22 protein-coding genes are annotated in these 25928 nt (G+C 62.8%); 10 read left to right on the top strand and 12 right to left on the bottom strand.

The genetic code is table 11. The features are described from left to right. Positions 1–17: 17 nt before the first annotated feature. The 5 genes from NCG91_RS11200 to aptA all read right to left on the bottom strand — a co-directional run bounded on the left by NCG91_RS11200 (position 18) and on the right by aptA (position 7296). The gene (locus tag NCG91_RS11200) at positions 18–1502 is read right to left on the bottom strand and encodes an NCS1 family nucleobase:cation symporter-1 (RefSeq protein ID WP_251349750.1); all 1485 of its coding nucleotides are present in this window, start codon (positions 1500–1502) and stop codon (positions 18–20) included. A 274-nt stretch (positions 1503–1776) separates the two neighbouring features. Then, positions 1777–3054, bottom strand: coding sequence for an NAD-dependent dihydropyrimidine dehydrogenase subunit PreA (preA, locus tag NCG91_RS11195; protein ID WP_251349749.1), 1278 nt, complete (start codon positions 3052–3054; stop codon positions 1777–1779). Next, complete coding sequence (locus NCG91_RS11190; RefSeq protein WP_251349748.1) at positions 3054–4421, bottom strand: NAD(P)-dependent oxidoreductase; 1368 nt, start codon at positions 4419–4421, stop codon at positions 3054–3056. Before NCG91_RS11190 ends, preA begins: the two co-directional genes overlap by 1 nt. A gap of 47 nt (positions 4422–4468) precedes the next feature. Beyond that, positions 4469–5971 carry a CoA-acylating methylmalonate-semialdehyde dehydrogenase gene (locus NCG91_RS11185; RefSeq protein ID WP_251349747.1) on the bottom strand — a complete coding sequence of 501 codons (1503 nt, stop codon included), beginning with the start codon at positions 5969–5971 and terminating at the stop codon, positions 4469–4471. Positions 5972–5979: 8 nt separating this feature from the next. Continuing rightward, positions 5980–7296, bottom strand: a complete 1317-nt coding sequence (aptA, locus tag NCG91_RS11180; RefSeq protein ID WP_251349746.1) for an omega-aminotransferase AptA — start codon at positions 7294–7296, stop codon at positions 5980–5982. Between the two features lie 199 nt (positions 7297–7495). Here aptA and NCG91_RS11175 point away from each other — a divergent pair, with 199 nt between their 5' ends. From NCG91_RS11175 to NCG91_RS11150, 6 genes are all read left to right on the top strand, one after another. Next, a complete protein-coding gene (locus tag NCG91_RS11175; protein WP_251349745.1) occupies positions 7496–8953 on the top strand; it encodes an aminotransferase-like domain-containing protein in 1458 nt (485 codons plus the stop codon). Between the two features lie 10 nt (positions 8954–8963). Continuing rightward, complete coding sequence (locus tag NCG91_RS11170) at positions 8964–9641, top strand: TetR/AcrR family transcriptional regulator (protein WP_251349744.1); 678 nt, start codon at positions 8964–8966, stop codon at positions 9639–9641. Between the two features lie 91 nt (positions 9642–9732). Continuing rightward, positions 9733–10248: a hypothetical protein gene (locus NCG91_RS11165; RefSeq protein ID WP_251349743.1), complete on the top strand. Its 516-nt coding sequence runs from the start codon at positions 9733–9735 to the stop codon at positions 10246–10248. 141 nt (positions 10249–10389) lie between these two features. Next, a complete protein-coding gene (locus NCG91_RS11160) occupies positions 10390–10659 on the top strand; it encodes a hypothetical protein (protein ID WP_251349742.1) in 270 nt (89 codons plus the stop codon). Positions 10660–10819: 160 nt separating this feature from the next. Further along, complete coding sequence (locus tag NCG91_RS11155; RefSeq protein WP_099665365.1) at positions 10820–11242, top strand: VOC family protein; 423 nt, start codon at positions 10820–10822, stop codon at positions 11240–11242. An 11-nt stretch (positions 11243–11253) separates the two neighbouring features. Further along, positions 11254–12417: a dipeptidase gene (locus tag NCG91_RS11150; protein ID WP_251349741.1), complete on the top strand. Its 1164-nt coding sequence runs from the start codon at positions 11254–11256 to the stop codon at positions 12415–12417. Position 12418: 1 nt separating this feature from the next. Here the strand turns inward: NCG91_RS11150 and NCG91_RS11145 are convergent, their stop codons facing one another. The 7 genes from NCG91_RS11145 to xapA all read right to left on the bottom strand — a co-directional run bounded on the left by NCG91_RS11145 (position 12419) and on the right by xapA (position 21034). Then, positions 12419–13630, bottom strand: coding sequence for a nucleoside deaminase (locus NCG91_RS11145; RefSeq protein ID WP_251349740.1), 1212 nt, complete (start codon positions 13628–13630; stop codon positions 12419–12421). 10 nt (positions 13631–13640) lie between these two features. Next, positions 13641–14048 carry a cytidine deaminase gene (locus NCG91_RS11140; protein WP_101483994.1) on the bottom strand — a complete coding sequence of 136 codons (408 nt, stop codon included), beginning with the start codon at positions 14046–14048 and terminating at the stop codon, positions 13641–13643. Between the two features lie 99 nt (positions 14049–14147). Further along, the gene (gene deoA, locus NCG91_RS11135) at positions 14148–15470 is read right to left on the bottom strand and encodes a thymidine phosphorylase (protein WP_251349739.1); all 1323 of its coding nucleotides are present in this window, start codon (positions 15468–15470) and stop codon (positions 14148–14150) included. 74 nt (positions 15471–15544) lie between these two features. After that, positions 15545–17926 carry an aldehyde dehydrogenase family protein gene (locus NCG91_RS11130; protein ID WP_435526481.1) on the bottom strand — a complete coding sequence of 794 codons (2382 nt, stop codon included), beginning with the start codon at positions 17924–17926 and terminating at the stop codon, positions 15545–15547. 12 nt (positions 17927–17938) lie between these two features. After that, the gene (deoC, locus tag NCG91_RS11125) at positions 17939–18898 is read right to left on the bottom strand and encodes a deoxyribose-phosphate aldolase (protein WP_099665370.1); all 960 of its coding nucleotides are present in this window, start codon (positions 18896–18898) and stop codon (positions 17939–17941) included. Then, positions 18895–20088: a phosphopentomutase gene (locus NCG91_RS11120; RefSeq protein ID WP_251349738.1), complete on the bottom strand. Its 1194-nt coding sequence runs from the start codon at positions 20086–20088 to the stop codon at positions 18895–18897. Before NCG91_RS11120 ends, deoC begins: the two co-directional genes overlap by 4 nt. A 106-nt stretch (positions 20089–20194) precedes the next feature. Beyond that, the gene (gene xapA, locus NCG91_RS11115; protein ID WP_099665372.1) at positions 20195–21034 is read right to left on the bottom strand and encodes a xanthosine phosphorylase; all 840 of its coding nucleotides are present in this window, start codon (positions 21032–21034) and stop codon (positions 20195–20197) included. A 380-nt stretch (positions 21035–21414) separates the two neighbouring features. On the opposite strand from xapA, the gene NCG91_RS11110 reads away from it, so the two are divergent. The 4 genes from NCG91_RS11110 to NCG91_RS11095 all read left to right on the top strand — a co-directional run bounded on the left by NCG91_RS11110 (position 21415) and on the right by NCG91_RS11095 (position 25868). Next, positions 21415–22572, top strand: coding sequence for a carbohydrate kinase (locus NCG91_RS11110; RefSeq protein ID WP_099665373.1), 1158 nt, complete (start codon positions 21415–21417; stop codon positions 22570–22572). A 1-nt stretch (position 22573) separates the two neighbouring features. Continuing rightward, positions 22574–23503, top strand: coding sequence for a pseudouridine-5'-phosphate glycosidase (locus NCG91_RS11105; RefSeq protein WP_251349737.1), 930 nt, complete (start codon positions 22574–22576; stop codon positions 23501–23503). A gap of 87 nt (positions 23504–23590) precedes the next feature. Next, positions 23591–24493, top strand: a complete 903-nt coding sequence (locus NCG91_RS11100; protein ID WP_077400023.1) for a LysR family transcriptional regulator — start codon at positions 23591–23593, stop codon at positions 24491–24493. A 379-nt stretch (positions 24494–24872) separates the two neighbouring features. Further along, on the top strand, positions 24873–25868 hold the full coding sequence (locus NCG91_RS11095) for a BMP family lipoprotein (RefSeq protein ID WP_071325222.1): 996 nt from the start codon (positions 24873–24875) through the stop codon (positions 25866–25868). The last annotated feature ends 60 nt before the right edge of the window (positions 25869–25928 follow it).

Below are 25928 nucleotides of genomic sequence, written 5' to 3'. Positions count from 1 at the left end.
CTTGTCTCCTTGAGTGATTACGACTGCGGCGCCTGCTGCACTTTCTCCGCCGCCTTGCCCTTCATCATGGCGCCGTAAACGACGGCGGCGATGGCCACGCCCACGAACCAGGCGTAGGTGTAGATGGTTTTAAAACCTTCGGCTACGCCGGGAAACGCCGTGGGGAAGGCAGCGTTCAAAAAGCCCGGGATGTTCGGCAGCACGGCAATGACAAAGGCGATCAGCGCTGCCATGTTCCAGCCATTGCCATACGAGTAGACACCGTCGTCGCGGTACAGCTGTTTGACGTCGAGCTGCGTCTTGCGTACAAAGTAGTAGTCGACGATGAGGATGCCGGCGATGGGGCCCAGCAGGGCCGAATAGCCGATCAGCCACGTGAAGATATAGCCCTGCGTCGATTCGAGCACCTTCCACGGCATCATGACGATGGCGATGAAGGCCGTGATGTAGCCGCCCATCTTGTACGAAATCTGTTTCGGTGCCAGCGAAGAAAAATCGTAGGCGGGGCCAACCAGGTTGGCCGCCAGGTTGACGCTGACCGTGTCGATCAGCAGGATGATCAGGGCGATCAGCACGGCGGCGCCCGTCATGCGGCTGGCCAGGTCGACGGGATCCCAGATGGCCTTGCCGTACATGACGACGGAGCCTGCCGTGACGATCACGGCCAGCATGGCCAGCAATCCCATCGGCACGGGCAGGCCGATCGACTGGCCGATCACCTGGTCGCGCTGCGTCTTGGCGAAGCGCGTGAAGTCGGGAATGTTCAAGGCCAGGGTGGCCCAGAAGCCCACCATGGCCGTCAACGATGGCCAGAAGACGCTCCAGAACTGGCCCGCCTTTTTGCCGCCGGGAATGAATTGCGATGGCTGATCCAGCAAGCTGGCTACGCCGCCGGCCTTGCTGTGCACCCAGTACAGCAGCACGAAGCAGATGAGGATTTTCAAGGGCGCCGTGTAGGTTTCCAGCTTGCGGATCGACTCCATGCCATGCAGGATGTAATAGAACTGGATGGCCCAGAAAGCCAGGAAGCACAGCAACTGGCTGCCATTGATGCCCAGGCCCGCGATCTTCTCGCCGCCCAGTTCATGACCCACCAGCACGCCCATCAGGGTGTAGATCATCTGCCCGCCGAACCAGGTCTGGATGCCATACCAGCCGCAGGCGACGATGGCGCGCATCAAGGCCGGCAGACGCGCGCCCATGGTGCCGAACGAGGCGCGCGCCAGCACCGCATACGGGATGCCGTACTTGGTGCCCGCGTGGCCGATCAGCAGCATGGGCAGGAGCACGATAGCGTTGGCGAGAAATACCGTGAGCACGGCCTGATAACCGGACATGCCGCTGTCGATCAGGCTGGCCGACAGGGTGTAGGCGGGAATGCACATCACCATGCCCACCCACAGCGCGGCGAAGTGATACCAGCGCCAAGTGCGCTGCGCCGCCGTGGTGGGCGCCAGGTCTTCATTCCAGAGTTGCGTGTTGCCTGAATAGTCGTGGTTCACAGGTATGCTCCATCGGTTAGACCGCTGGCGCGCGAAGACGCCAGGGATACGGCAAAGTGGAAACGGCTGCAACCTAGCTTACTGCAAAGATGGGCAACTGTTTACAAAATAAATGTACGCAAAAACTGTGCCTTGGATTTCCCTGGCCAGACGTCAGCCTCGCAACGACTAACAGAAGCGTAGCGAGCGGCAGCGAATTGTGGCCGAGAAGCGCAACCGTGCTGGAGCACGGTGAGCATCACAGGCCGCAAGGCGCAACGCGCAGTAGCTTATGTTAGGCCGTCACCAACGCCCGTGGATTCCTGGGGTCTTGCGTCCAGTTCATGTATGGCTTGCCCGTGACCTGCGGCACCATCGTGATGCAGCCCTGCACCGGGCAGGTGATTTCGCACAGGTTGCAGCCCACGCATTCCTCCTTGATCACCTCATACGTGCGCGTGCCGGCAGCGTCGATCAGCTGCGCAATCGACTGGTGCGAGGTGTCTTCGCAAGCCACGTAGCACTTGCCGCATTTGATGCAGTCGTCCTGATTGATCTGCGCGATGACCTGGTAATTCATGTCCAGGTATTTCCAGTCCGTCGTATTGGCCACGGCCTTGCCGGAAAAGTCGCTGATGCGCTCATATCCCTTCTCGTCCATCCAGCGCGACAAGCCATCCTTCATCTCTTCGACGATGCGGAAACCATGCAGCATGGCTGCAGTGCACACCTGCACGCAGCCGGCGCCCAGGGCAATGAATTCGGCCGCGTCGCGCCAGTTGCCGATGCCGCCGATGCCGGAAATGGGCAAGCCCCGCGTCTGCGGATCGCGGGCGATTTCCGCCACCATGTTCAGCGCGATGGGTTTCACGGCCGCTCCGCAATAGCCGCCGTGCGTGCTAGCGCCTCCCACGATGGGCAAGGCCACCATGCGGTCCAGGTCCAGCGAGGTAATCGAGTTGATGGTGTTTATCAGCGAGACGGCGTCCGCACCGCCCGCCTTGGCCGCGCGCGCCGGCATGCGCACGTCCGTGATGTTGGGTGTGAGCTTGACGATGACGGGGAGTTTGCTGTGCTTCTTGCACCAGGCGGTGACCATCTGCACGTACTCGGGCACCTGGCCCACGGCCGCACCCATGCCCCGCTCCGGCATGCCGTGCGGGCAGCCGAAATTGAGCTCGATGCCGTCCGCACCTGTCGCCTCCACCTTGGGCAGGATGTCGGCCCAGTAGTGCTCTTCGCACGGCAGCATCAGGGAGACGATCATGGCGCGGTCGGGCCAGTCCTTTTTCACCTGCGTGATTTCGCGCAGGTTGATCTCCAGCGAGCGGTCGGTAATGAGTTCGATGTTATTGAAGCCGACCACTTCGCGGTTCTTGCCGTACAGAGCGGAATAGCGCGACGAGACGTTGACGGCGGCAGGGTCTTCACCGAGCGTTTTCCACACGACGCCACCCCATCCCGCTTCGAAGGCGCGCACCACGTTGTAGGCCTTGTCGGTGGGCGGCGCGGATGCCAGCCAGAAGGGATTCGGCGCCTTGATGCCGCAAAATTCGATGCTGAGATCAGCCATTATGCAGCCTCCACTTTATTGAATAAATCGGAATGGATGGCCAGTGCGGCCAGCTTGCCATGCTGGACGGCTTGCACCGTCAAGTCCTGTCCCGGCGCCACACAGTCGCCGCCCGCGTAGATCCCCGGCAGCACCGTGCGAAAACCTGCGTCGACGGCGATCTTGTCGCCTTCGCGTTGCAACAGCGCCGCCATCGGGTCATGCAGCACGTCGGTGTCGAGGCTCTGGCCGATGGCCTTGAAGATGGCGTCGGCCGCCACGTCGAACGTTTCGCCCGTACCAGTCAAACGCGTGCCCTGCATGCGGGTTTTCTCGAAGCGCATGCCGGCCACATGGCCGCCAGCGTCAAGCAGCACCTGCTGCGGCTGGGCCCACGTCAGCATGCGCACCTGGTTGGCCTTGGCGATTTCCTGTTCATGATGCGTGGCCGTCATGGCATCGAAGCCGCGGCGGTAGACGAGGGTGACTTCCTCTGCGCCCAACCTTTGAATCTGCACGGCCATGTCGATGGCCGTATTGCCGGCGCCAATCACAATCGCGCGTTTCGGCACGGGCAACGCAGCCAGATCGTCCGCCTGACGCAGCGCGCTGATGTAATCGACGGCGGCCAGCAAGCCAGGAGCGTCCTCGCCCGTCAAGCCTAGCTTGCGGCTGGCGCCCAGGCCCAGGCCCAGGAAGACGGCGTCGTATTGCGCGTGCAAGTCGCGCAGCTGCATGTTCTCGCCCAGCACCTGGCGACATCGGATTTCGATGCCGCCGATGTCCAGCAGAAAGTCGATTTCCTTTTGCGCGAAATCGTCCGTCAGCTTGTACTTGGCGATGCCGTATTCATTCAAGCCGCCCGCCTTGCCTTCCTTTTCAAAGATCACCACGTCGTGTCCCAGCATGGCCAGGCGGTGCGCGCACGACAGGCCGCCAGGGCCCGCACCGACGATGGCAATTGTCTTGCCCGTGCTTGCCGCCCGTTTGAACGGGTGCGCCGCGAACTGCATATGATCGACGGCGTAGCGCTGCAAGAGGCCGATCTTGACGGGCTGGCCTTCCGCGTCGTGGTTGCGCACGCAGACGTCTTCGCAGAGGATTTCCGTCGGGCAGACGCGGGCGCAGCTGCCGCCCAGGATGTTCTGTTTCAGGATGCCGGCGGCGGCGCCGTTGATGTTCTTGTCGTGGATGTTGCGGATGAAGCTGGCCACGTCGATTTCCGACGGACAGATGCGGCTGCACGGCGCGTCATAGCAGTACAGGCAGCGGGCGCTTTCGATGGCCGCCTGGCGCGCGCTCAAGGGAGGCGCCAGGTCCGTGAAATGGCCCGCCAGTTCCTCGTTGGGCAGGGCGGGATGCGGCAAATAGCTCAGGGACTCGATCATCGCGTTTTCCTTCTTTGATCCTGCGGTGGATTTTCAGTGTGAAACCGTCACTTCATCTGGGGAAAAGCAAATTCCACACCAGCGCTTGCCGTATTCGGCCAGCGCTGCATCACGGCCTTGTGACGCGTGTAGAAACGCACGCCTTCGGGACCATAGGCGTGGTGGTCGCCGAACATGCTGCGCTTCCAGCCGCCAAAGCTGTTGAAGGCCATCGGCACGGGCAAGGGGATATTGACGCCCACCATGCCGACCTGGATCTGTCGCACGAATTCGCGCGCCACGCCGCCGTCGCGCGTGTAGATGGCCACGCCGTTGCCATACTCGTTGGCGTTGATCAGCTCCACCGCATGCACCACGTCTGGGCAGCGGAGCACGCACAGCACGGGGCCAAAAATCTCTTCCTTGTAGATGCTCATGTCGCGCGTGACGTGGTCAAATAAAGTGCCGCCCACAAAAAAGCCGTTCTCGCGGCCCGGCACCACATGGTTGCGCCCATCGACGACCAGGGTCGCGCCCTGCTCCACGCCCGAGGCGATCAGTTTTTCGATGCGCTGCTTGGCGGCCAGCGACACGACGGGTCCCATTTCCGCCCCCTCTGCCATGCCGTCGCGCACTTTCAGTGCGGCCGTGCGCGTTGCCAGTGCATCGATCAATTTGTCGCCCGCGTCGCCCACGGCCACGACGACGGAAATGGCCATGCAACGCTCGCCCGCCGAACCGTAGGCGGCGCCGATCAAGGCGTCGACCGTCATGTCCATGTCCGCATCGGGCATCACCACCATGTGGTTTTTCGCGCCGCCCAGCGCTTGCACGCGCTTGCCGCTGGCACTGCCGCGCGCATAGATGTATTCGGCGATCGGCGTGGAACCGACAAAGCTGATCGCCTGCACGACAGGATGATCGAGCAAGGCGTCGACCGTCACCTTGTCGCCCTGTACCACGTTGAAGACGCCGTCGGGCAAGCCCGCCTCCTTCAGCAGTTTGGCGTGCAGCAGGGATGCCGACGGATCGCGCTCCGACGGTTTCAGGACGAAGGTATTGCCGCAGGCGATGGCGACGGGGAACATCCACATCGGCACCATCACGGGAAAATTGAATGGCGTGATGCCAGCCACCACGCCCAGCGCCTGACGCATGGACCATGCATCGATGCCGCGCGAAATCTGGTCCGTGAATTCGCCTTTCAGCAGTTGCGGAATACCGACGGCAAATTCCACCATCTCGATGCCGCGCGCCACCTCGCCCTGCGCATCCGCGAAAGTCTTGCCATGTTCGCGCGTGAGCATGGCGGCAAAGTCGTCCGTGTGCTGCTGGCACAACTGCAGGTAGCGGAACAGCACGCGCGCACGCGTCAAGGGCGGCGTTGCAGACCAGGAAGGAAAGGCGGCGGCGGCCGCCTGCACGGCCGCATCCACGTCTTCCACGGTGCCCAGCGCTACCCGGGCCACGGGTACGCCCAGGGCCGGGTTGTACACGTCGCCATAGCGGCCACTATTCGTGTCGACTTTGGCGCCGTTGATGAAGTGGGTGATGGTGTCGAGATCGTTCATGGTGTTCCTTAGTCGAGATTTTTGAGTACCTTGGCCAGCTTGCCAAACAGCTCGTCGACATGCTGTTTTTCCAGCACCAGCGGCGGCGACAGGGCGATGATGTCGCCCGTCGTGCGTATCAGGACGCCGTCGGCGAAGGCCTGCTTGAAGGCGTTGAAGGCGCGCGCACCGGGTTTACCGGCGATGGGATCGAGCTCGATGCCGGCGATGAGGCCAATGCTGCGCAGGTCGATCACGTGCGGCAAGCCTTTCAAGGAATGCACGGCGTCGCTCCAATATGCCTGCAGCGCTTTCGCGTGGCCCAGGATGTCCTGCTCCTCGAACACTTGCAGGGTCGCCAGCGAGGCGGCGCAGGCGAGCGGGTGGCCGGAATACGTGTAACCGTGGAACAGTTCGATGCCGGCCGGCGCATCCATGAAGGCGTCGTGGATATACTTTTTGCTGAAGACGGCGCCCATCGGCACCATGCCGTTGGTCAGGCCCTTGGCCGTCGTCATCAGGTCCGGTTCGACGTCGAAATAGTCGGCTGCGAACGGCGTCGTCATGCGGCCAAAACCCGTGATGACTTCATCGAAAATCAAGAGGATGCCGTGCTTGGTGCACAGCTCACGCAAGCGTTTCAGATAGCCTTTCGGCGGAATCAGCACGCCCGTGGAGCCGGCCACCGGTTCGACGATGACGGCGGCAATCGTCGAGGCGTCGTGCAGAGCGACGATGCGTTCCAGTTCATCGGCCAGGTGGGTGCCGTATTCGGGTTCTCCCACCGTGTAGGCGTTCTTGTCCAGGTTATGCGTGTGCGGCAAATGGTCCACGCCGGGCAACAGCGGGCCAAAGGTCTTGCGGTTGCCGCCGATGCCGCCCACGGAAATGCCGCCGAATCCCACGCCGTGGTAACCGCGTTCGCGGCCGATCAAGCGGGTGCGTGCGCCCTCGCCGCGCGCCCGGTGATAGGCCAGCGCGATCTTCAAGGCAGTGTCGACGGCTTCGGAACCGGAGTTGGTGTAGAAGACATGGCCAAATTTATGCCCCGTGTAGTCCATCAGTTTTTCCGCCAGGTCGAAGGCGGCCGGATGGCCCATCTGGAAGGTGGGCGCGAAGTCGAGCTGGCCCACCATGTCGCGGATGGCGCCGACGATTTTTGGCTGCGCATGGCCGCAGGGCACGCACCACAGGCCGGCCGTGCCATCGAGGATGCTATTGCCATCGACGTCCTTGTAGTACATGCCTTCGGCCGACACGAGCAAGCGCGGATTGGCCTTGAAATCACGGTTGTTCGTAAACGGCATCCAGAATGCCGACATCGATTCCGGCCTTGTTTCGTTCATGACCTTCTCCTTGGGATGGGTTGGCGCGGGGCCAGGATCGTTTTTGACGAAGCGTAAAATAATTTACCAGTTGGCAAAAAGCTGATGTAATAATAGACAGGCCATCCCCAATGGCACAGATACACAAACGGCAAAGTATCCCAACCGTACAGGTCGGAAAATCAGTACAGTTTTGTGCAAGGCAGCATAAGGAGCCACCGTGAAGCACAGCGACAGCGCAGACGATGCCCCCGAACAGACCAGCGGCTGGCCCGTGCTGGACATCGACCGCCAGAAAAAGGGCGGCCTCGTCGAGCAAATCGTCATCGCCATCAGCGTCATGGTAGGCAGTCGCACCCTGCGCATCGGCACGCGCATGCCGTCCGTGCGCCAGTTCGCCCGCTGCAATGGCGTGTCGACGTTTACCGTCGTCGAATCGTATGACCGCCTGGTCAACCTGGGCTTGCTGTCGTCGCGCCGCGGCTCCGGCTATTTCGTCGCGCGCCACGATATCGCCGCCTCGCCGCAGACGGCCGTACACGCGAGTCCCACCGCCATTGACGCCCTCACGCCGGACCTGTATTCGGGCGTGTCCGACGCCCTGCCCGTGGGCGCGGGCTGGCTGCCGCCCGAAATGTATGGCGAAGCGACCGTGCTCGACGCCGTGCGCCAGGCCATGCGCATTCCCGCCAGCCGGCTGCGCGGCTATGGCCATCCGCTGGGCTTTCCTTCGCTGCGCCAGCACCTGGCGACAAGCCTGTCGGAAGAGCTGTTCCAGGTGGAGCCGGACCAGGTTTTGCTGACGCATGGCGCCACGCACGCTTTTGACCTGGTCCTGCGCAGCCTGACCAAGCCGGGTGACACGGTGCTGGTGGAAGACCCAGGCTACAGCAATCTGCAGTCGCTGATCCGCCACCACGGCTGCATCCCCGTGGGCATTGCGCGCGGCGAGGCGGGCCTGGACCTCGATGCGCTGGCCAGCGAGGCTGCGCGCACGCAGCCCAAGCTGATGTTCGTCAACACGGTGCTGCAAAATCCGCTCGGCACCTCGCTCAGCCAGGCGCAGGCGCACCGCTTGCTGGCACTGGCCGAGCAATTCGATTTCTGGCTGGTGGAAGACGATATCTACCGCGAACTGGCGGCGCGCGGCGACGCGTCGCTGGCGGCGATGGATGGCTTGCGCCGCGTGATCCGCGTGGGCAGCTTTTCCAAGACGCTGTCGCCCGTGCTGCGCGTGGGATCGATTTGCGCCTCGCCATCGCTGGTGGCCGAACTGGTACGCGTAAAAATGCTGGCGGGACTGACGACGTCGGAAATCAACGAGCGCGCCGTCTACCACGCCATCTCCGCGCGACCCTACAAGCGCATGGTGGAACGGCTGGTGGCGCAGCTCGATGCGGCCCGCGAGCGCAGCATCGATTGCCTGGCGCAGGCGGGCATGGCGCCCGTGGCGCGTCCGCGCGGCGGCATGTTCGTCAGCGCCGGCTGGCCCGATGTGCAAACACCGGAGTGGAATGGCAAGATCATCGCCGACATGGCCTTGAAGGCCGGCATCCTGCTGTCGCCAAACGAATTTTTCATGCTGCGCGCGCCCGAAACGGTGTGGTTCCGCTTCAACGTGGCCTACACCGATACCCCCGTGCTGCAAGCCTTCCTGCAATCGATCCGCCCACGCTAAAGAATCCGCCATGGCCAGCGACAAATCCCCTGCCCTTTCCGTGAAAAATGCCGGCGGCCGGCGCCTGCAAAACCGCGACCGCCTGGAAGCGGACATCCTGGAGCAAGCCGTGCGCGTGTTCGCGGAAAGCGGCTATGAGGGCGCGTCGATCGCCACCATCGCCGAGCGGGCCGGCCTGTCGAAGCAAAACCTGATGTATTACTTCCCATCCAAGCAGCTGCTGTACCAGCGCGTGCTCGACGACGTGCTCGACGACTGGCTGGCGCGCATGGAATCGCTGGCCAATGAACACGACGAGCCGCGCGACGTGCTGCGCGCGTACATCGGCGCCAAACTGCGTTTTTCGCGCGAGCAGCCGTGGGCTTCGCGCGTGTATGCGCTGGAAGTGATCAACGGCGCGCCCCTGTACGGCGCGCAGATACGCGACCGGGTCGTGCCCCTGCTGCGCAAGGATATCGCCGTCTTCGAAGCCTGGATCGCCGCCGGCAGGATCGCGCCCGTCAACGCCACGCACCTGATGTTCGCCATCTGGGCCATGACGCAATCGTATGCGGATTTTTCAGCGCAGATGGCCCTGGTGCTGGAGCGCAAGCAGCTCACGCGCAAGGATTACGAGGATGCCGAAATCCTGCTTACGCACATGGTGCAGGCGGCCATCGCCCTGCCCAGGACTGTGCCCGGCATGTGATGAAATTTCCAATGAACAATCTGACAGTGATAGCATGGCGCGCTGAAGCGTTTGCAATGGCGGCGCAATATCGACAGGACAAGGAACAGGCATGAAACAATGGTCATCGGCGCGCACGGCGTCATTGCTGGGCAAAGCTGCCTGCGCGGCGCTGCTGGCAGCGGCATCCACGGCACAGGCGCAGACAGTCGGCATGATAGACAACCAGCCGCTGAGCGAAACCTGGCTCAACGCGGGCTTTTATTCGTATCATTTCCAGCGCGACAAGAACCTGAACGACAGCAATCCGGGCCTGGGCGCCGAATACCGCTTTTCCACCGTCGCCTCGGTCACGGCCGGCCGCTTCTACAATAGCGACCGCGCCTATTCGAACTATCTGGGCGTGTACTACCAGCCCATCAAGGTGGGCCCGCTGCGCGTCGGCGCCGTCGTTGGCGGCTTCAGCGGCTATCCGAAGATGCGCGATGGCGGCTGGTTCCCGGCCCTGGTGCCTACCATCAGCTATGAATACCAGCGCGTGGGCGTCAATATCGCCATCGTGCCATCCTACAAGGATCGCCTGTATGGCGCCCTCAGTTTCCAGCTGAAACTCAAGGTGTTTGAATAACCGTTTGTCCTGATTTGTCGCCGTTCGGTCCGCCATTCCTGCCATTCGTCGCATACGCGATGCCTGGCAGCGGGGTTTTGCCTATAGTGGATTCATCGCCAGCTTGCATACGCAGCGGCACCCACACGACAGGAGAATGGCATGAAAGACCTCAATTCGGCACCGGGCAGCACTTCCTTCAGCGCTTTCTGGAACGAGCTGTGCGCTTACACGCGCCAGGGCATGGCAGCCCTGCGCGCCATGTCCTGGCCCAGGCTGCTGGCATGCTGCCTGGGCCTGGCGTTCGTGATCACCATCTTGCCGCTGGCCATCATGCTGTTTGCCCTCGTCATGCTGCTGAGATGGGCAAGCAACAGCGATGACATGGACGCGGACACGAAGGCAGCGAACTCTTCGCAGTCGCCGCAATAAAAATTTTCGTAGTAGCAAGAGTGCAATGATTATTCTATGGCACTATGGATGGGCGCGGCACTGACGGGCATCAAACCCCTCCCGATGGATGGTATTGAGACGGAACGCTACGCAAGATTAACAATCGAAGCTACTCCCCCACAGCCATAGGAGTTTTCTGATGACCTCGACTGCAAAAGCCACAACCGGCACGACCATTCCATGCCTGCGCTACCGCGACGCGCCCGCCGCCATCGAATGGCTGTGCAAGGCGCTCGGCTTTGAAAAACAATTGATTGTGCCTGACGGAAACGGCGGCGTCGCCCATGCGCAACTGAGCTTTGGCAATGGCATGGTCATGGTGGCGCCGGCCATCGACAGCGACTATGGTCGCCTGATGAAACTGCCCGGCGACGTCGGTGGCGCGAACACGCAAAACTGCTATCTGGTCGTCAGCGATGCCGATGCCGTCTACCGCAGCGCGCGCGAAGCGGGCGCCGAAATCGTGCTCGACATCAAGGATGAAGATTACGGCGGACGGGGCTTTACCTGCCGCGACCCGGAAGGCCATATCTGGAGCCTGGGCACCTACGATCCATGGTAAGACGGAGAACAATGATTATCAGTACCCTCGCCGCCGCCAGCCTTGCGCTGATCGGCGGTTTCCTGTCCGCTCCCGTCCTCGTCGACGAGCACCTCAACCGTGTCCATCCTCCATCCGGCAAGGCGCCATCGGCAGCCACTGTGGCCCTGCACCAGAGCCTGTGGATCGCCGACCTGCACGCGGACAGCCTGCTGTGGCAACGCAACCTGAACCGCGACAGCCAGCGCGGCCATGTCGACTTCCCCCGCCTGCAGCGGGCCAACGTGGCGCTGCAAGCCTTTTCCGTCGTCACCAAGACGCCGCGCAAGATGAATATCGAGCGCAATGGCAGCGACACGGACAACATCACGGCCCTAGTGGTGGCGCAAGGCTTGCCGCCTGCCACCTGGAACAGCCTGCTGGCGCGCGCCACCTACCAGGCCGACGAGCTGCGCCAGCAAGCGGCCAAGAGCCAGGGCAAGGTCAGGGTCATCGGCAGCCGCGCCCAGCTGCGCAGCTTCATCGCCGCGCGCGAGCAAGATCCCTCCCTGCTGGCCGGCTGGCTGACGCTGGAAGGCGCGCATGCGCTCGAAGGCAAGCTGGACAACCTCGATACCCTGTACCGGGCCGGCTACCGCATGGCCGCGTCCACGCACTTCTTCGATACGGAACTGTCCGGCTCCCAGCACGGCTTGAAGAAAGGCGGCTTGACGCCGCTGGGCAAGCAATGGCTGCGCGCCATGGAGCAACGCAAGATGATCGTCGACCTGGCGCACGCCTCGCCGGCCACCATCGACGACGTATTGACGATGGCGAAACGCCCCGTAATGGTGTCGCACACGGGCGTGCGCGGCACTTGCGCCAACGGGCGCAACCTGAGCGACGCACAACTGAAACGCATCGCCGCCCAGGGTGGCCTGGTGGGCATCGGTTTCTGGAATACGGCCGTCTGCGGCAAGGACGTGGCGTCCATCGCGCGCGCCATCAAGTACACGGTAAAACTGATCGGTGCCGAACACGTGGCCTATGGTTCGGACTTCGACGGCGCCGTCACCACGGCCATCGATGCGACGGGCTTGCCGCACCTGACGCAGGCCCTGCTCGACGCAGGCTTGTCGGAAGCGCAGATCCACCGCGTGGCGGGCGAAAACGTGCGCGACTTTTTACTGAAAAACCTGCCGGACGATGATGCCTAGGCTAGCCTAGCGCCTGGACCAGGGCCTGGTCCAGCACCTGGCGCGGCCGGATGCGTATCAGCTTGCGGTACAGCGGCGGCATCGACTCGCACAGCGCCAGCAGCGCGTCTTCCGCCATGGCGGGTCGCACGTACTGGAATTGCGCCGGATTATTCTCCGGCAGTGCCCCCTCCATGGTGGAGCCGTAGGCGCCCAGGGTCATGAAACTGGCGGCGCTGTCGTCCGGGCCGATGGCCAGTACGAAGGTGCCGTGCTTGGGGTGGCCCAGGTAGCTTTTGAATTCTTCCTGAAGCGCCGGCGCCGCATTCGCCATCAATTCAAAGCGCAGCTGCGCGTACTGGCGCGTGCATTCCATGAACGGCGTGCGGATGGCCGATTGCGCCACGTTTCCCGGCATGCACAGCAGCAGGTTGCCAAAGGAATCGAGCAAGGCGGCCGCGTCGCCCTGGCCGCCATCGCGCACATCCTGCTCCATGGCCGCCTGCAGGAATGGCGCCAGGCCCGCATCGGGCGCGTGCGGGTCGCAACGGTAAGTGAGGGCATCGGGATAGCGGCGGCGCAGGGCGCGCACCACGGCATGCTCGGATGGCAAGGTGGCGGGATCGCGCAAGTACACGTCGTCGCCGGCGTTCAGCAGTTGCATCACCTGCGCCGATGTCGACTCGAACACGAGCGAGCACAATGCCTGCGTCGCCTCGTGGATGCTCTTGCCGATGAAAAAAGATTTGGGCGTGGCGCCGGAAGGCAGGCGCGCATACTCGGTGGCGCCGCGCACGGCCGGATAGCAAAAGCTGCGGCCGGCCTGCACCTGCAACGGCGCCGGCAAGGCCGTAAACGTGGCGCTACCATCGTAATTGATGCCCGCCTTGACATCGGGCGCGGCCACCACCACGTTGAAACCGGCCGCCAGAATCGCCCCCGTGCACATGCAGCAGGGGTCGAGCGAGGTGACGATGGTCAGTTCCCCTGGCGGCGGCAAGGGCGTGCCCTTGGCCCGCTCGGCGAAATACCAGTCCACCAGCTGGCGTTCGCCATGCGCCGTGGGGTCGAACACCAGGCCCTGGCGCACGACGTTGTTGTGCATCGATTGCAGCACGTTGCCGGCGCCATCGAGCAGCACGCCGCCCACGCCGAAGGTGCCCTGCGTCTTGGCGGCCATGGCTTCGGCCGCGGCAATCGCCACGGCGGCCTGGATGTCGATCGTCTTGTTCAAGCGGATCCTGTTACTTCATGTCCAGGTCGGAATTGCCGAAGCCATGCGGCAGCAGCCAGCCCGCCGTCACTTCCATGACATCGTTTTTCAGGTTCGTCAGGATCACCGGCAGGTCGGCGCCACCCATCTCGAACATCACCTGGCGGCAGGCGCCACATGGCGAAATCGGTTCCGCCGTGTCGCCCGTGACGGCCAGCTTGGCGAAGTCACCCGGTTTGCAGCCATGCGCGATGGCGCTGAAAAACGCCGTGCGCTCGGCGCAGTTGCACAGGCCATAGGCGGCGTTTTCCACGTTACAGCCACGGAAGACGCGGCCATCCTTGCACAGCAGCGCCGCGCCCACCTTGAAACGCGAGTAGGGTGCGTAGGCCAGTTCACGGCCCGCATTGGCTTCGGCGATCAGTTCTTGGTTGTTCATTTTTTCTGCAATACCCTTGAATTCATAAGACCGGGGTCAGACCACCGCCGGCACATAGCTCAGCGCTATCGCAAGCGGGGGTCTGCCCCCGGTTTTCAACTACGGACGTATGGTACGGTAAATCACCGGATTGGCCGCCAGCGCCACCGCGCCGATGGCATACGCGTCCTGGATTTCCTTGACGGCTTGCTGCGCCGCCGCTTCCGTGCGCGCGTGCACCATGGCCAGCGGCTGGCCGACAGCAACCTGCTCGCCCAGGCCGACCAGGTCCGTCAGGCCGACGGCGAAATCGATGCTGTCGGTCGGACGGCGGCGGCCGCCGCCCAAGGCGACCACGGCCAGGCCGATGGCGCGGCAATCACGCACGTTGGCGTAACCGGACGACAGCGCAGGCGCCGGCACGATGAACGGCGCCTGTTCCAGGTGCTTGTCCGGATGTTCGACCAGGTCGGCCGGGCCGCCCAGTGCGGACACCATGCGCGCAAAGCGCTCGGCCGCTTCGCCCGAATCGAGGGCCGCCATCAATTTCACGCGCGCCTCTTCTTCGGTGGCGGCCAGGCCGCCCAGCACCAGCATCTCGGCGCACAGCGCCAGGGTGACTTCATGCAGGCGCGCGGGACGCGAACGGCCCGTCAGGTAATCCATGGCGCCGCGCACTTCCAGCGCATTGCCGGCGTACGGCGCCAGCGACTCGTTCATGTCCGTCAAAATCGCCGACGTCTGCATGCCCGCGCCATTGCCGACGGCGACGATGCTTTCGGCCAGTTCCACCGATTTGTCGTAGGTCGGCATGAAGGCGCCCGTGCCCACTTTGACATCCATCACCAGCGCGTCCAGCCCGGCCGACAGTTTCTTCGACAGGATGGAGCCGGTAATCATGGCCACCGATTCCACCGTGGCGGTGACGTCGCGGATGCTGTAGAAACGCTTGTCGGCCGGCGCCAGCTGCGCCGTCTGGCCGATGATGGCCACGCCCACTTCCTTGACCACCTTGCGGAACAATTCATTGTCCGGCACCGTGCAATAGCCTGGAATGGCGTCGAACTTGTCCAGCGTGCCGCCCGTGTGCCCCAGGCCGCGGCCCGAGATCATCGGCACGTAGCCGCCGCACGCGGCGACCATGGGGCCCAGCAGCAGGGAGACGACATCGCCCACGCCGCCCGTCGAATGCTTGTCGACGATGGGGCCCGGCAAGTTCAGCGAACGCCAGTCCAGCACCTGGCCGGAATCGCGCATGGCCAGGGTGAACGCCACGCGCTCGTCCATGTTCATGTCATTGAAATAGACGGCCATGCCCAGCGCCGCGATCTGGCCTTCGCTGACGCTGCCGTCAGTGATGCCGCGCACGAAAAACTGGATTTCCTCGGCGCTCAGCACGCCCTTGTCGCGTTTCTTGCGAATGATTTCCTGGGTTAACAACATGGAATAACTCCAATCATGAGATCTGGGGTCAGTCCCTGCGGATCTGACCCCAGCTTTGTAACGCTAGTGACCTATCAGACGCCGTAAGGAATCCACACGTTTTTCACTTGCGACGCATGCGCCAGCACGGCGCGGCCGCCGCTTTGCGCGGCGCTGTACCAGTCGCGGCCCTTCGCGCCGCCGACCCAGGTGCGCTTCAGGGTGCCGGCCGACAGGCGCTCGACTTCCGCGCAACCGTCGGCGGAACCGTCATGGCGCCAGACGGCGTCGATATCGGCGTGCGTGGCCAGGGTGCGGGCCAGTTCATCGGCGTTGCCGCTGATGATGTTGACGACGCCGCCAGGTAGGTCGGACGTGTCGAACACCTGGTACAGGTCCAGCGCGGAGAGCGGATGCGCTTCCGACGGCACCACCACCACGCGGTTGCCCAGCGCGATGGCCGGCGCCACCAGCGAAATGAAGCCCAGCAAAGGCGCTTCATTCGGGCAGACGATGCCGATCACGCCGACCGCTTCATTGAGCGCCACGGTGATTCCCTTGGTTGGCGGCTGGTGCGCCAGGCCGTCATACTTGTCGGCCCAGGCGGCGTAGTAGAACAGGCGTTCGATCGATGCCTGCACTTCCTTCTCAGGATTTTTACTGCCCGTCATGGCAGCGATGCGGGCGGCGAATTCGTCGGCGCGCGCAGCGAGGTTTTCGGCGATGTAGTACAGCACTTGCGCGCGGTTGTGCGCCGTGGCGCTGGTCCAGCCGGACGCTTTATGAGCAGCTTCGACGGCATTGCGGATGTCCTTGCGGCTGCCCACGCCCACTTCGGCCAGCAGGGCGCCATTCGCGCCGAATACGGGCACGCTGTAGGCGCTGTCAGGGCGTGCCTGCTTGCCGCCGATGTACATCTTGGCCGTGCGGTCGATGGCGAACGGATCGGCTGCCGCCGGCTTTGCCGCCGCCTTGGCCTTGGCTTCCACCACCGGCAAGGCCGGACGCGCATCTTCGGCCAGGGCCGTCATGTATTCCAGCATGCCTTCGCGGCCGCCCTCACGGCCGAAGCCCGATTCGCGGTAGCCGCCGAAGCCGCACGCAGCGTCGAACTGGTTGGCGCTGTTGATCCACACCACGCCGGCCTTGATGGCAGGCGCGATGTCCAGCGCCAGGCTGATCGACTCGGTCCACACGCTGGCGGCCAGGCCATACACCGTGTTGTTCGCCAGTTGCACCGCTTCAGGCGGCGTGCGGAAGCTCATCGCCACCAGCACGGGGCCGAAGATTTCAGCCTGTGCCACGGCGGCGGAAGTGGACGCGCCCGTGATCAGGGTCGGCGGGAACCACGAACCGTCCGCCGGCAATTCGCACGCGGGCTGCCATACGTCGCAGCCTTCGGCACGGGCCGAATCGACCAGCGCAGCGATGCGCTGGCGCTGCACGGGGTCGACCAGCGCGCCCACGTCCATCGATTTGTCCAGGGGCGAGCCGAGACGCAGGTTTTCCATGCGGGCGCGTACCTTGTTCAGGAAACGCTCCTGGATCGATTCCTGCACCAGCAGGCGCGAGCCGGCGCAGCACACTTGTCCCTGGTTGAACCAGATCGAGTCGACCAGGCCTTCCACGGCGCCGTCCAGGTCCGCGTCTTCGAAGACGATGAACGGCGACTTGCCGCCCAATTCGAGGGACAGCTTCTTGCCGCTGCCGGCCGTCGCCTCGCGAATCAAACGGCCCACTTCCGTGGAACCCGTAAACGCGATCTTGTCGACGCCAGGATGGTTGACGATGGCCGAGCCCACGCGACCATCGCCCGTGACGATGTTGACCACGCCGGCCGGCACGCCCGCCTGCACGCACAGTTCGGCGAACAGCATGGCGGTCAGCGAGGTGAATTCGGCCGGTTTGAAGACCACCGTGTTACCCGCGGCCAGGGCCGGGGCGATTTTCCACGACAGCATCAGCAGGGGGAAATTCCACGGCACGATCTGGCCCACCACGCCCACGGCGCGGTAGTCGGCGAATTCTTCCGACTGCAGCTGCGCCCAGCCGGCGTGATGGTAGAAATGGCGCGCGGCCAGCGGCAGGTCGATATCGCGCGTTTCGCGGATGGTCTTGCCGTTGTCCAGGGTTTCCAGCACGGCGAACAGGCGCGAATGCTTTTGCAGCAGGCGGGCCAGCGCGTACATGACTTTGGCGCGGCCGTGACCACCCATGCCTTGCCATACGGGCAGCGCGCGGCGCGCCGCTTCCACGGCGCGTTCCACGTCAGCATCCGTGGCTTGCGTCAGCTCGGCCAGTTGCGTGCCGTCGGCTGGGTTGGTCGAGGCGAACAGCTCGGCCGGCTCGCTCCAGGCATTGTCGATGAACAGACCGAATTTGCGCTGGTGGCCAGCTAGCCACGCCTGCGCTTCTTTTTGACTTTCGGGAGCAGGGCCGTAGTCCATAGTATTGAGAATCTCGTTAATTGTTGGCATGACGATTGTTCTTTAAGGTTGTGCGTGACGATGATTGGCCGAGTAGCTGCCGGTGACGTAGTGCTCGAGCTGGCGCTCGATGTCGGTCAGCAGGCTGGAAGCGCCGATGCGGAACAGGTGCGGCTGCAGCCATTCGTTGCCCAGCTCTTCCTTCATCAGGGTCAGGTATTGCAGCGCGCTCTTGGCCGAGCTGACGCCGCCGGCCGGCTTGAAGCCCACCTGGAAACCCGTCTGCTCGTGGTATTCGCGGATCGTACGCACCATCGTCAGGGCCACGGGGATGGTGGCGTTCACGCCTTCCTTGCCGGTGGAAGTCTTGATGAAATCGGCGCCGGCCATCATGCAGACCCACGATGCCTTGGCCACGTTTTCCATCGTCAGCAAGTCGCCCGTGGCAAGAATCGCCTTCACGTGCGCTTCGCCGCAAGCCTTGCGGTAGGCCAGCATTTCGTCGTACAGCACTTGCCAGTTGCCGTTCAGGACGTGCTGGCGCGTGATGACGATATCGATTTCCGAGGCGCCCGCGGCGACCGACAGTTCGATCTCGCGCAGCTTCGTTTCCATGCTCGTCAAGCCGGCGGGGAAACCCGTCGACACGGCGGCGATGGGCAAGCGGCCCTGGATGACTTTCACGGCCGGCTGGATCATCTCGTGGTACACGCACACGGCGCCGGTACTCAGTTCCGTCAGGCCCAGTGCCTCCATCAGGTCAGCGCGCAGCGGGCGCATGGCCTTCATGCACAGGCGTTCCACGCGGCCCGGCGTATCGTCGCCGCCCAGGGTGGTCAGGTCGATCATCTGGATGGCTTTCACCAGCCAGGCGGCCTGGTATTCCTTTTTCACCGTACGGCGGTTCGCCAGGCTGGCCGCGCGGCGGTCCGTCGCGGCGCGGTTGACGCGGATCTGGTTGATCCAGCCCAGATCGAGGCCAACGGCCTCGTTACGCTTGAATTCGGGGTGCATGAGTGTCATAACAAGCTGGTTCCATTAGCAAGTGGTGGTACGCCAAGGTGCTTGGCGAGGGTTTGGCCAATATCGGAGAACGTCTCGGAAATGCCCAGTGCGCGCGGGGCGACGCCGGGGCCGAAGAAGATCATCGGAATGTGTTCGCGGGTGTGGTCGGAGCCGTGCCAGGTAGGGTCGCAGCCATGGTCGGCGGTGATCACGACCAGGTCGCCTTCCTTCAGCTTGGCCATGAATTCCGGCAGGCGCGCATCCATTTCGCGCAGCGCGTCGGCATAGCCTTCAGTGTTGCGGCGGTGGCCGAAAGCCTGGTCGAAATCGACGAAGTTCACAAAAGTGAGCGACTTGTCCTGCACTTCATCGGCCGTCTTCAGCAGCGCTTCGAACAGCGCCATGTTGTCGACGCCCTTCACGACGCGCGAGATGCCCTGAGTGGCGAAAATATCGCTGATCTTGCCCAGGCCGACGACCTCGCCGCCCGCATCCTTGACGTGGTCGAGCAGGGTCTTGCTTGGCGGCGCGACGGCGTAGTCGTGGCGGTTGGAAGTGCGCGTGTAGTTGCCATTGCTGCCAGTGAACGGGCGGGCGATGACGCGGCCGATGTTGTACGGCTCGACCAGCTTGAAGGCCATTTCGCACACCTGGTACAGGCGTTCGAGGCCGAACGATTCTTCGTGCGCGGCGATCTGCATCACCGAGTCGCCCGAGGTATAGATAATCAGCTTGCCGGTGGCGACGTGCTCATCGCCATGCTTGTTGATGATGTCCGTGCCCGAGGCATGGCAGTCGCCGAGGAAGCCCGGCACTCCGGACATGGCTTTCAGCTTGTCGGTCAGGTCGGCCGGGAACGATGGCGTCGTGCGGGGGAAGTAGCCCCAGTCGAATTCGACGGGCACGCCGGCGATTTCCCAGTGGCCGCTCTGCGTGTCCTTGCCGGTGGAGCGCTCGCGCGCCGCGCCGTAGGCGCCGGTGAAACCGTCGCGCTGGTCGAAGCCCGTGGCCCATTCGCCGCTGGCCAGGTGCGCCGCGGCGCCCAGGCCCAGGCGTTCCATGTTCGGGAGTTTCAAGGTCTTGCCGCTTTTGGCGACAGTGCTGGCAATATGGCCAAAGGTATTGGCACCTGCGTCGCCATACTTGGCGGCGTCTGGCGTCGCGCCAAGGCCGAAGGAATCAAGCAGGAGGATAAATGCGCGTGACATGATAAGGCTCGCTTTGTGGATGATGCGGACAGTGTAGGCCGGATTTTCCCGGCCTGCCGCGCGGCAGCGCCGGTGGCCGGAGCGCCGCTACTGCATAAAAAAGTGCTTAGGCTTGCGGTTTTTCAGCGACTTTGGAGAGGAAAGCCAGGATCAGCTTGACCAGGTCTTTCGCGCCGATGGCCGCGTATTTCAGGGTCTGTTCGTGCGACAGGGCGAATGGCGACATGCCTTCGGCCAGGTTGGTGATGACGGACACGCCCACCACTTTCAGGTCGCAATGACGGGCCGACACCACTTCCGGCACCACCGACATGCCGACCGTGTCGGCGCCCAGGCGGGCCATCATGCGGATTTCCGCGGCCGTCTCGAAGTTCGGGCCAGGGTAGGCGACGAACACGCCTTCGTGCAGGGTGATGCCGTTCGTGGCGGCTGTGTCCTTGACCAGGTTGCGCAGGTCCGCATCGTAGGCGTTGGCCATGCTGAAGAAGCGCGGGCCGAAGCGGTCGTCGTTCGGGCCGACCATCGGCGTGCCTGGCAACAGGTTGATGTGGTCGCTGATGGCGACCAGGCTGCCGGCGTCCACTTCTGGGCGCAGGGAACCGGCGGCGTTGGTGACGAACAGCATTTCGCAGCCCAGCAGTTTCAGGGTGCGGATGGCGCTCGTCATGACGCCCATGCCATAGCCTTCATAGAAGTGGCCACGGCCCTTCATGCAGACGACGGCGACGCCCGACAGGGTGCCGACCACCAGTTCGCCGGCGTGGCCGTGCACGGTGCTGATCGGGAAGCCTGGCAATTCGTCAAAGCTGATGCTGACGGCGTCCGTCATCTGCTCGGCCAACACACCCAGGCCGGAGCCGAGGATCATCGCCACGCGCGGCTTGAAATTTGCAGGAGCGCGGGCACGGATGATTTCGGCGGCGTGGAAAGGGCTGTTGTTCGACATGGTTATCCTCTGATTGACTAATGATGATGGGTTGCTGCCTGCGCGGCCGTGCCCGGTGAAGGACTGCGGCCCAGGTATCGGCTAAGTATGGTGTTACAGGTATATCGAAATGCGTATTGCCACTATTTGCCGCCACTATGCATCAAACGGAATATGTATGGCAAATACCATTTTTCTTGCCCATTTATACAATTCAAATATAAATGGCCGACATTATAGTCCAGGCAAGCCCTGACCTGCCATGCCCCGAAAATGCATGCATACAAGCTCCATACGACCGCTTTTCGCGCACGCCTGACACGGGCTTGACATGGGCTTGACACATCAAAGACAAATGTTTACAGTAAAAGACAAATGTTTAAACCTTTAGCGAAAACCTTGTGACCGACACCAATAAAAAAGACCAGCTGTACACGCTGATCCGCAACAACCCCTTCATCTCGCAGCAAGACCTGGCGAGCGAACTGGGCTTGTCGCGCTCGGCCGTCGCCGGCCACATCGCCGGGTTGATCCGCGAGCGACGCCTGCTGGGACGCGCCTACGTGCTGCCCGACAGCCGTCCCGTGCTGTGCATAGGCGCCGCCAACCTCGACCGCAAGATGCGCACGCTGGCGACCTTGCAGATGGGCACCTCGAATCCCGTGCGCTCGGAAGAAGTGTTTGGCGGCGTCGGCCGCAACATCGCGGAAAACCTGGCCCGCCTGTCCATTCCCGTCGCCCTGCTGACGGCGCTGGGCGACGATGCGGCCGGCCACGCGCTGCAAACGCACGCGGAAGACGCGGGCATCGACATGCGCGGCAGCTTGCATTTGAGCAACACCAGCAGCGGCACCTATACGGCCGTGCTCGACGAACATGGCGAAATGCTGCTGGCGATGGCCAATATGCAACTCTACGAACAGCTGACGCCCGCCTTTTTGCACAGCCGCCAGCCGCAGCGCGCGGCCGCCGCCCTCACCGTCTGCGACCTGAACCTTGGCCACGACAGCGTGCAGGCGCTGCTGGCCGACGCGCGCCAGGACGCCGCCCATGCGACGCCGCTGGTCATCGTCGCCGTCTCGCAGCCGAAGATGGCGCACCTGCCGCAAGACCTGACGGGCTTGCATTTGCTGATACTCAACCGTGGCGAACTGGAAACGCGCGTGGCGCGGGCCTTGCCCACGGCATTCGAGGTGCGCGCCGCCTGCCGCGAAGTGCAGCGCCAGGGCGCGCGCCAGGTGATCGTCACCTGCGGCGGCGAAGGCGTGTACTTCACGGATGGTGACAGCCTGGACGCGCCTGTCGTGCATCTGGCCGCGCGCGAAGTGGACGCCGTCGACGTGACGGGCGCCGGCGACGCGTTTTCCGCCGCCGTCTGCTGGTCGCTCTACCACGACAGCAGCGATTTGAAACTGGCATGCCGGCGCGGCCTGAAACTGGCCGCCATGACCCTGGAATCGGCGGCCACCGTCTCCCCCCAGATTTCCGCCGGCGCGCTCGACAACATTGACGACGCCGACCTGGCGCCGCCCCCACCTACCCTCTTTCAACAGGACTGACATGACCCAATTACAGAATTTCCTCTTGTTCTCGCAAGAAGTGCTCGACGCGCGCGCCGCCGGCAAGGCCATCGTGGCGCTGGAATCGACCATCATTTCGCACGGCATGCCGTATCCGCAAAACGTGGAAATGGCGCGCGAAGTGGAGCAGATCATCCGTGACGGCGGCGCCGTGCCGGCCACCATCGCCATCATCGGCGGCAAGATCTGCGTGGGCTTGTCGCCCGAGCAACTGGAATTGCTGGGCACTTCGCCCGACGCCATGAAAGTCAGCCGCCGCGACCTGCCGTTCGTCCTGTCGCAGGGTAAATTGGGCGCCACCACCGTGGCCGCCACCATGATCTGCGCGGAACTGGCGGGTATTTCCGTGTTCGTCACGGGCGGCATCGGCGGCGTGCACCGCGGCGCCGAAACGAGCTTCGACATTTCCGCCGACTTGCAGGAACTGGCGCACACGTCCGTCGCCGTCGTCTGCGCAGGCGTGAAATCCATCCTCGACATCGGCCTGACCCTGGAATACCTGGAAACCCATGGCGTGCCCGTCATCAGCGTGGGCCAGGAAGGCTTCCCCGCCTTCTTCACGCGCGAAAGCGGTTTCAAGGCCGATTTCCGCCTCGATACGGCCGCCGAACAGGCTGCCTTCATCGGCACCAAGTGGCAACTGGGCTTGAAAGGCGGCGTGATCGTCAGCAACCCCGTGCCGGCCGCGCAAGCGATGCCCAAGGAAGAGATCGATGCCATCACCACGCAGGCGCTGCAGGAAGCCGATGCGGGCGGCGTGAAAGGCAAGCAAGTCACGCCATTCCTCTTGTCGCGCATCAAGCAGCTGACGGATGGCCGCAGCCTGGCGACGAATATCGCCCTGGTCAAGCACAATGCCCAGGTCGGCACGGCGCTGGCCATTGCCATGCAGGCAGTCGTGGCACGATAATAGGACTGCTGTAAAGAAAGCGCGCATGCCGGCAACCAGGCCTGCGCGCCGTTCCATCGCCTAGCACCACGCAACGCCAAGGAAAGCATGTCCATCGATCTGAAACAGTTAAAGTATTTTCTTGCCGTTGCCGAGGAGAAAAGCTTCAGCCGCGCCGCCGAGCGCCTGCATATCTCGCAGCCGCCCCTGAGCCAGCAGATCATGAAACTGGAAAGCGAACTGGGCGTACGCCTGTTTGCGCGCACCACGCGCACGTTCGAGCTGACCGTGGCGGGCAAGGCGCTGATGAACGAGGCTGCCGACCTGCTGGCCAAGATGCGCATGACCATCGACACCATCCGCCAGATCGACCGCGGCGAAGTGGGCCGCTTGCGCGTGGGCATCGTTGGCTCGGCCATGTGGGGCCCCATCCCCAGCCTGCTGGAAGAATTCCAGACCAAATTTCCCCGCGTCAGCTGGACCATCCATGAATTTGGTCCCACGGTGCAATACGAAGCCTTGCGCGCCAAGCAAATCGACGTGGGCTTCTGGCGCGAACCCAAGCTCAACGATGACGACTTGCGTCACGACAATTTACGCCAGGAACTGTGTTTCCGCGAAAACGTCTGCGTGGCCGTCAATGAACACCACCCGCTGGCAAAAAACACGTCCATCGAACTGATCGACATCGCCCACGAACCGATGCTGACCCTGAACCTCGACAAATCCGCGTTTCCCCGCTACCTAGTGCAATGCTGCATCAATGCCGGCTTCGAACCCGTGATCTTTCAGGAAGCGAGCGAACCGCAAACCCTGCTGGCCATGGTGGGCGCGGGCCTGGGCGTGACCCTGGTGCCGGAAACGACAAGCCGCATCGGCTGGCCCGGCGTGGTGTTTCTGCCGATCAAGACCAATCCGCCGTCGGCCAACCTGTATATCAGCTACACCACGCTGGACGACGCGCCCGTCGTACGGGCCTTCTTGAATATCCTGAATCCCCCCGCCGCCTGAAGCCGCAATTTATATGGCTTTCATATAAATAACTAAACAAAAACGTATTTGTCATACATATCTGGCATGATGCATAGTGATTCGGACGCCCATCGCGGCGCCGGTCCCGTGCTTGCCCTGCCCGTCAACTGACGGCGCATCCCAGCCCGCTCCGGCAGCCCCCTTCGATGTTGTACGTATAAAAGACACGGGGTCGACTGTTGCATGAGCATCACATTGTCGACATAAAAGCACACGAGGTCAGCAATGATCTTGTGCAATACAGTGCAATGTTGATAAGGAATTATCACCTCGTGCATCAAAAACAGGCTAAATCGGCCCCAAATTATATGTTTCACCTATAAAAAATATACAATATCGATCTTCCAGGAGCCAATTCATGAAACTTACACAATTTAGTTTGACGATCGCAGCCGTATTTCTGACTGCTCAAGCGTCCGCGGCTACCCCAAAACTGGGTGTCGTGTATGACGCGGGCGGCAAGTTCGACAAGTCGTTCAACCAATCCGCTTTCGAAGGCGCCTCGCGCTTCAAAAAAGACACGGGCATTTCCTTCATCGAAGTGCAAGCCTCCAGCGATACGCAAGCCGAGCAAGTCATGCGCGGCCTGGCCCGCAAGAAACTCGACATGATCGCCGCCATCGGCTTTGCGCAAACGCAAGCCGTGCAAAAGGTCGCCAAGGAATTCCCGAACGTGAAATTCGTGCTGATCGACGGCCAGGCCGCCGGCAGCAACGTCAATTCCGTCGTCTTCAAGGAAGAAGAAGGCTCCTACCTGGTGGGCGTGGCTGCGGCCATGGCCAGCAAGAGCAAGAAGGTCGGCTTCATCGGCGGCATCGATATTCCCCTGATCCGCAACTTCGCCTGCGGCTACGCGCAAGGCGTCAAGGCCGTCAATACGAAGGCGGAAATCACGCAAAACATGGTCGGCACCACGTCCGGCGCCTGGAATGACCCGGCCAAGGGCGGCGAACTGGCCCGCTCGCAATTCGAGCGCGGTGTCGATGTCGTCTTCGCCGTCGCTGGCGGCAGCGGCATGGGTACCCTGCAAATGGCCAAGGAAAAAGGCAAGCTGGCCATCGGCGTCGATTCGAACCAGAACCACCTGTATCCAGGCAGCATCCTGACCTCGATGGTCAAGCGCGTCGACAACACCGTCTACGACAGCTTCATGCAAGTCAAGAACGGCACCTGGAAGGGCGGCGTCAGCTATAAAGGCTTGAAAGAAGGCGGCGTGGATTGGGCGCTCGACGCGAACAACCGCAAGCTGATTACGCCGGAAATCGAAAAGCGCGTGTTGGGTGCGCGTAAGGACATTATCGATGGCAAGATCAAAGTGATCGATTACCGCGTCGGCAGCAGCTGCCCGGTTTAATTTTTCTCCGTATCTTTTAGCGCGCCGCCGGGGCCAGTCTCCGCGCGGCGCGTTTCCATG

Source organism: Janthinobacterium kumbetense (assembly GCF_023703445.1).
Classification (GTDB): Bacteria; Pseudomonadota; Gammaproteobacteria; order Burkholderiales; family Burkholderiaceae_D; genus Janthinobacterium; species Janthinobacterium kumbetense.
The sequence above is the reverse complement of the archived record's forward strand: the minus strand, read 5'-3'. Positions and strand labels throughout refer to the sequence as shown.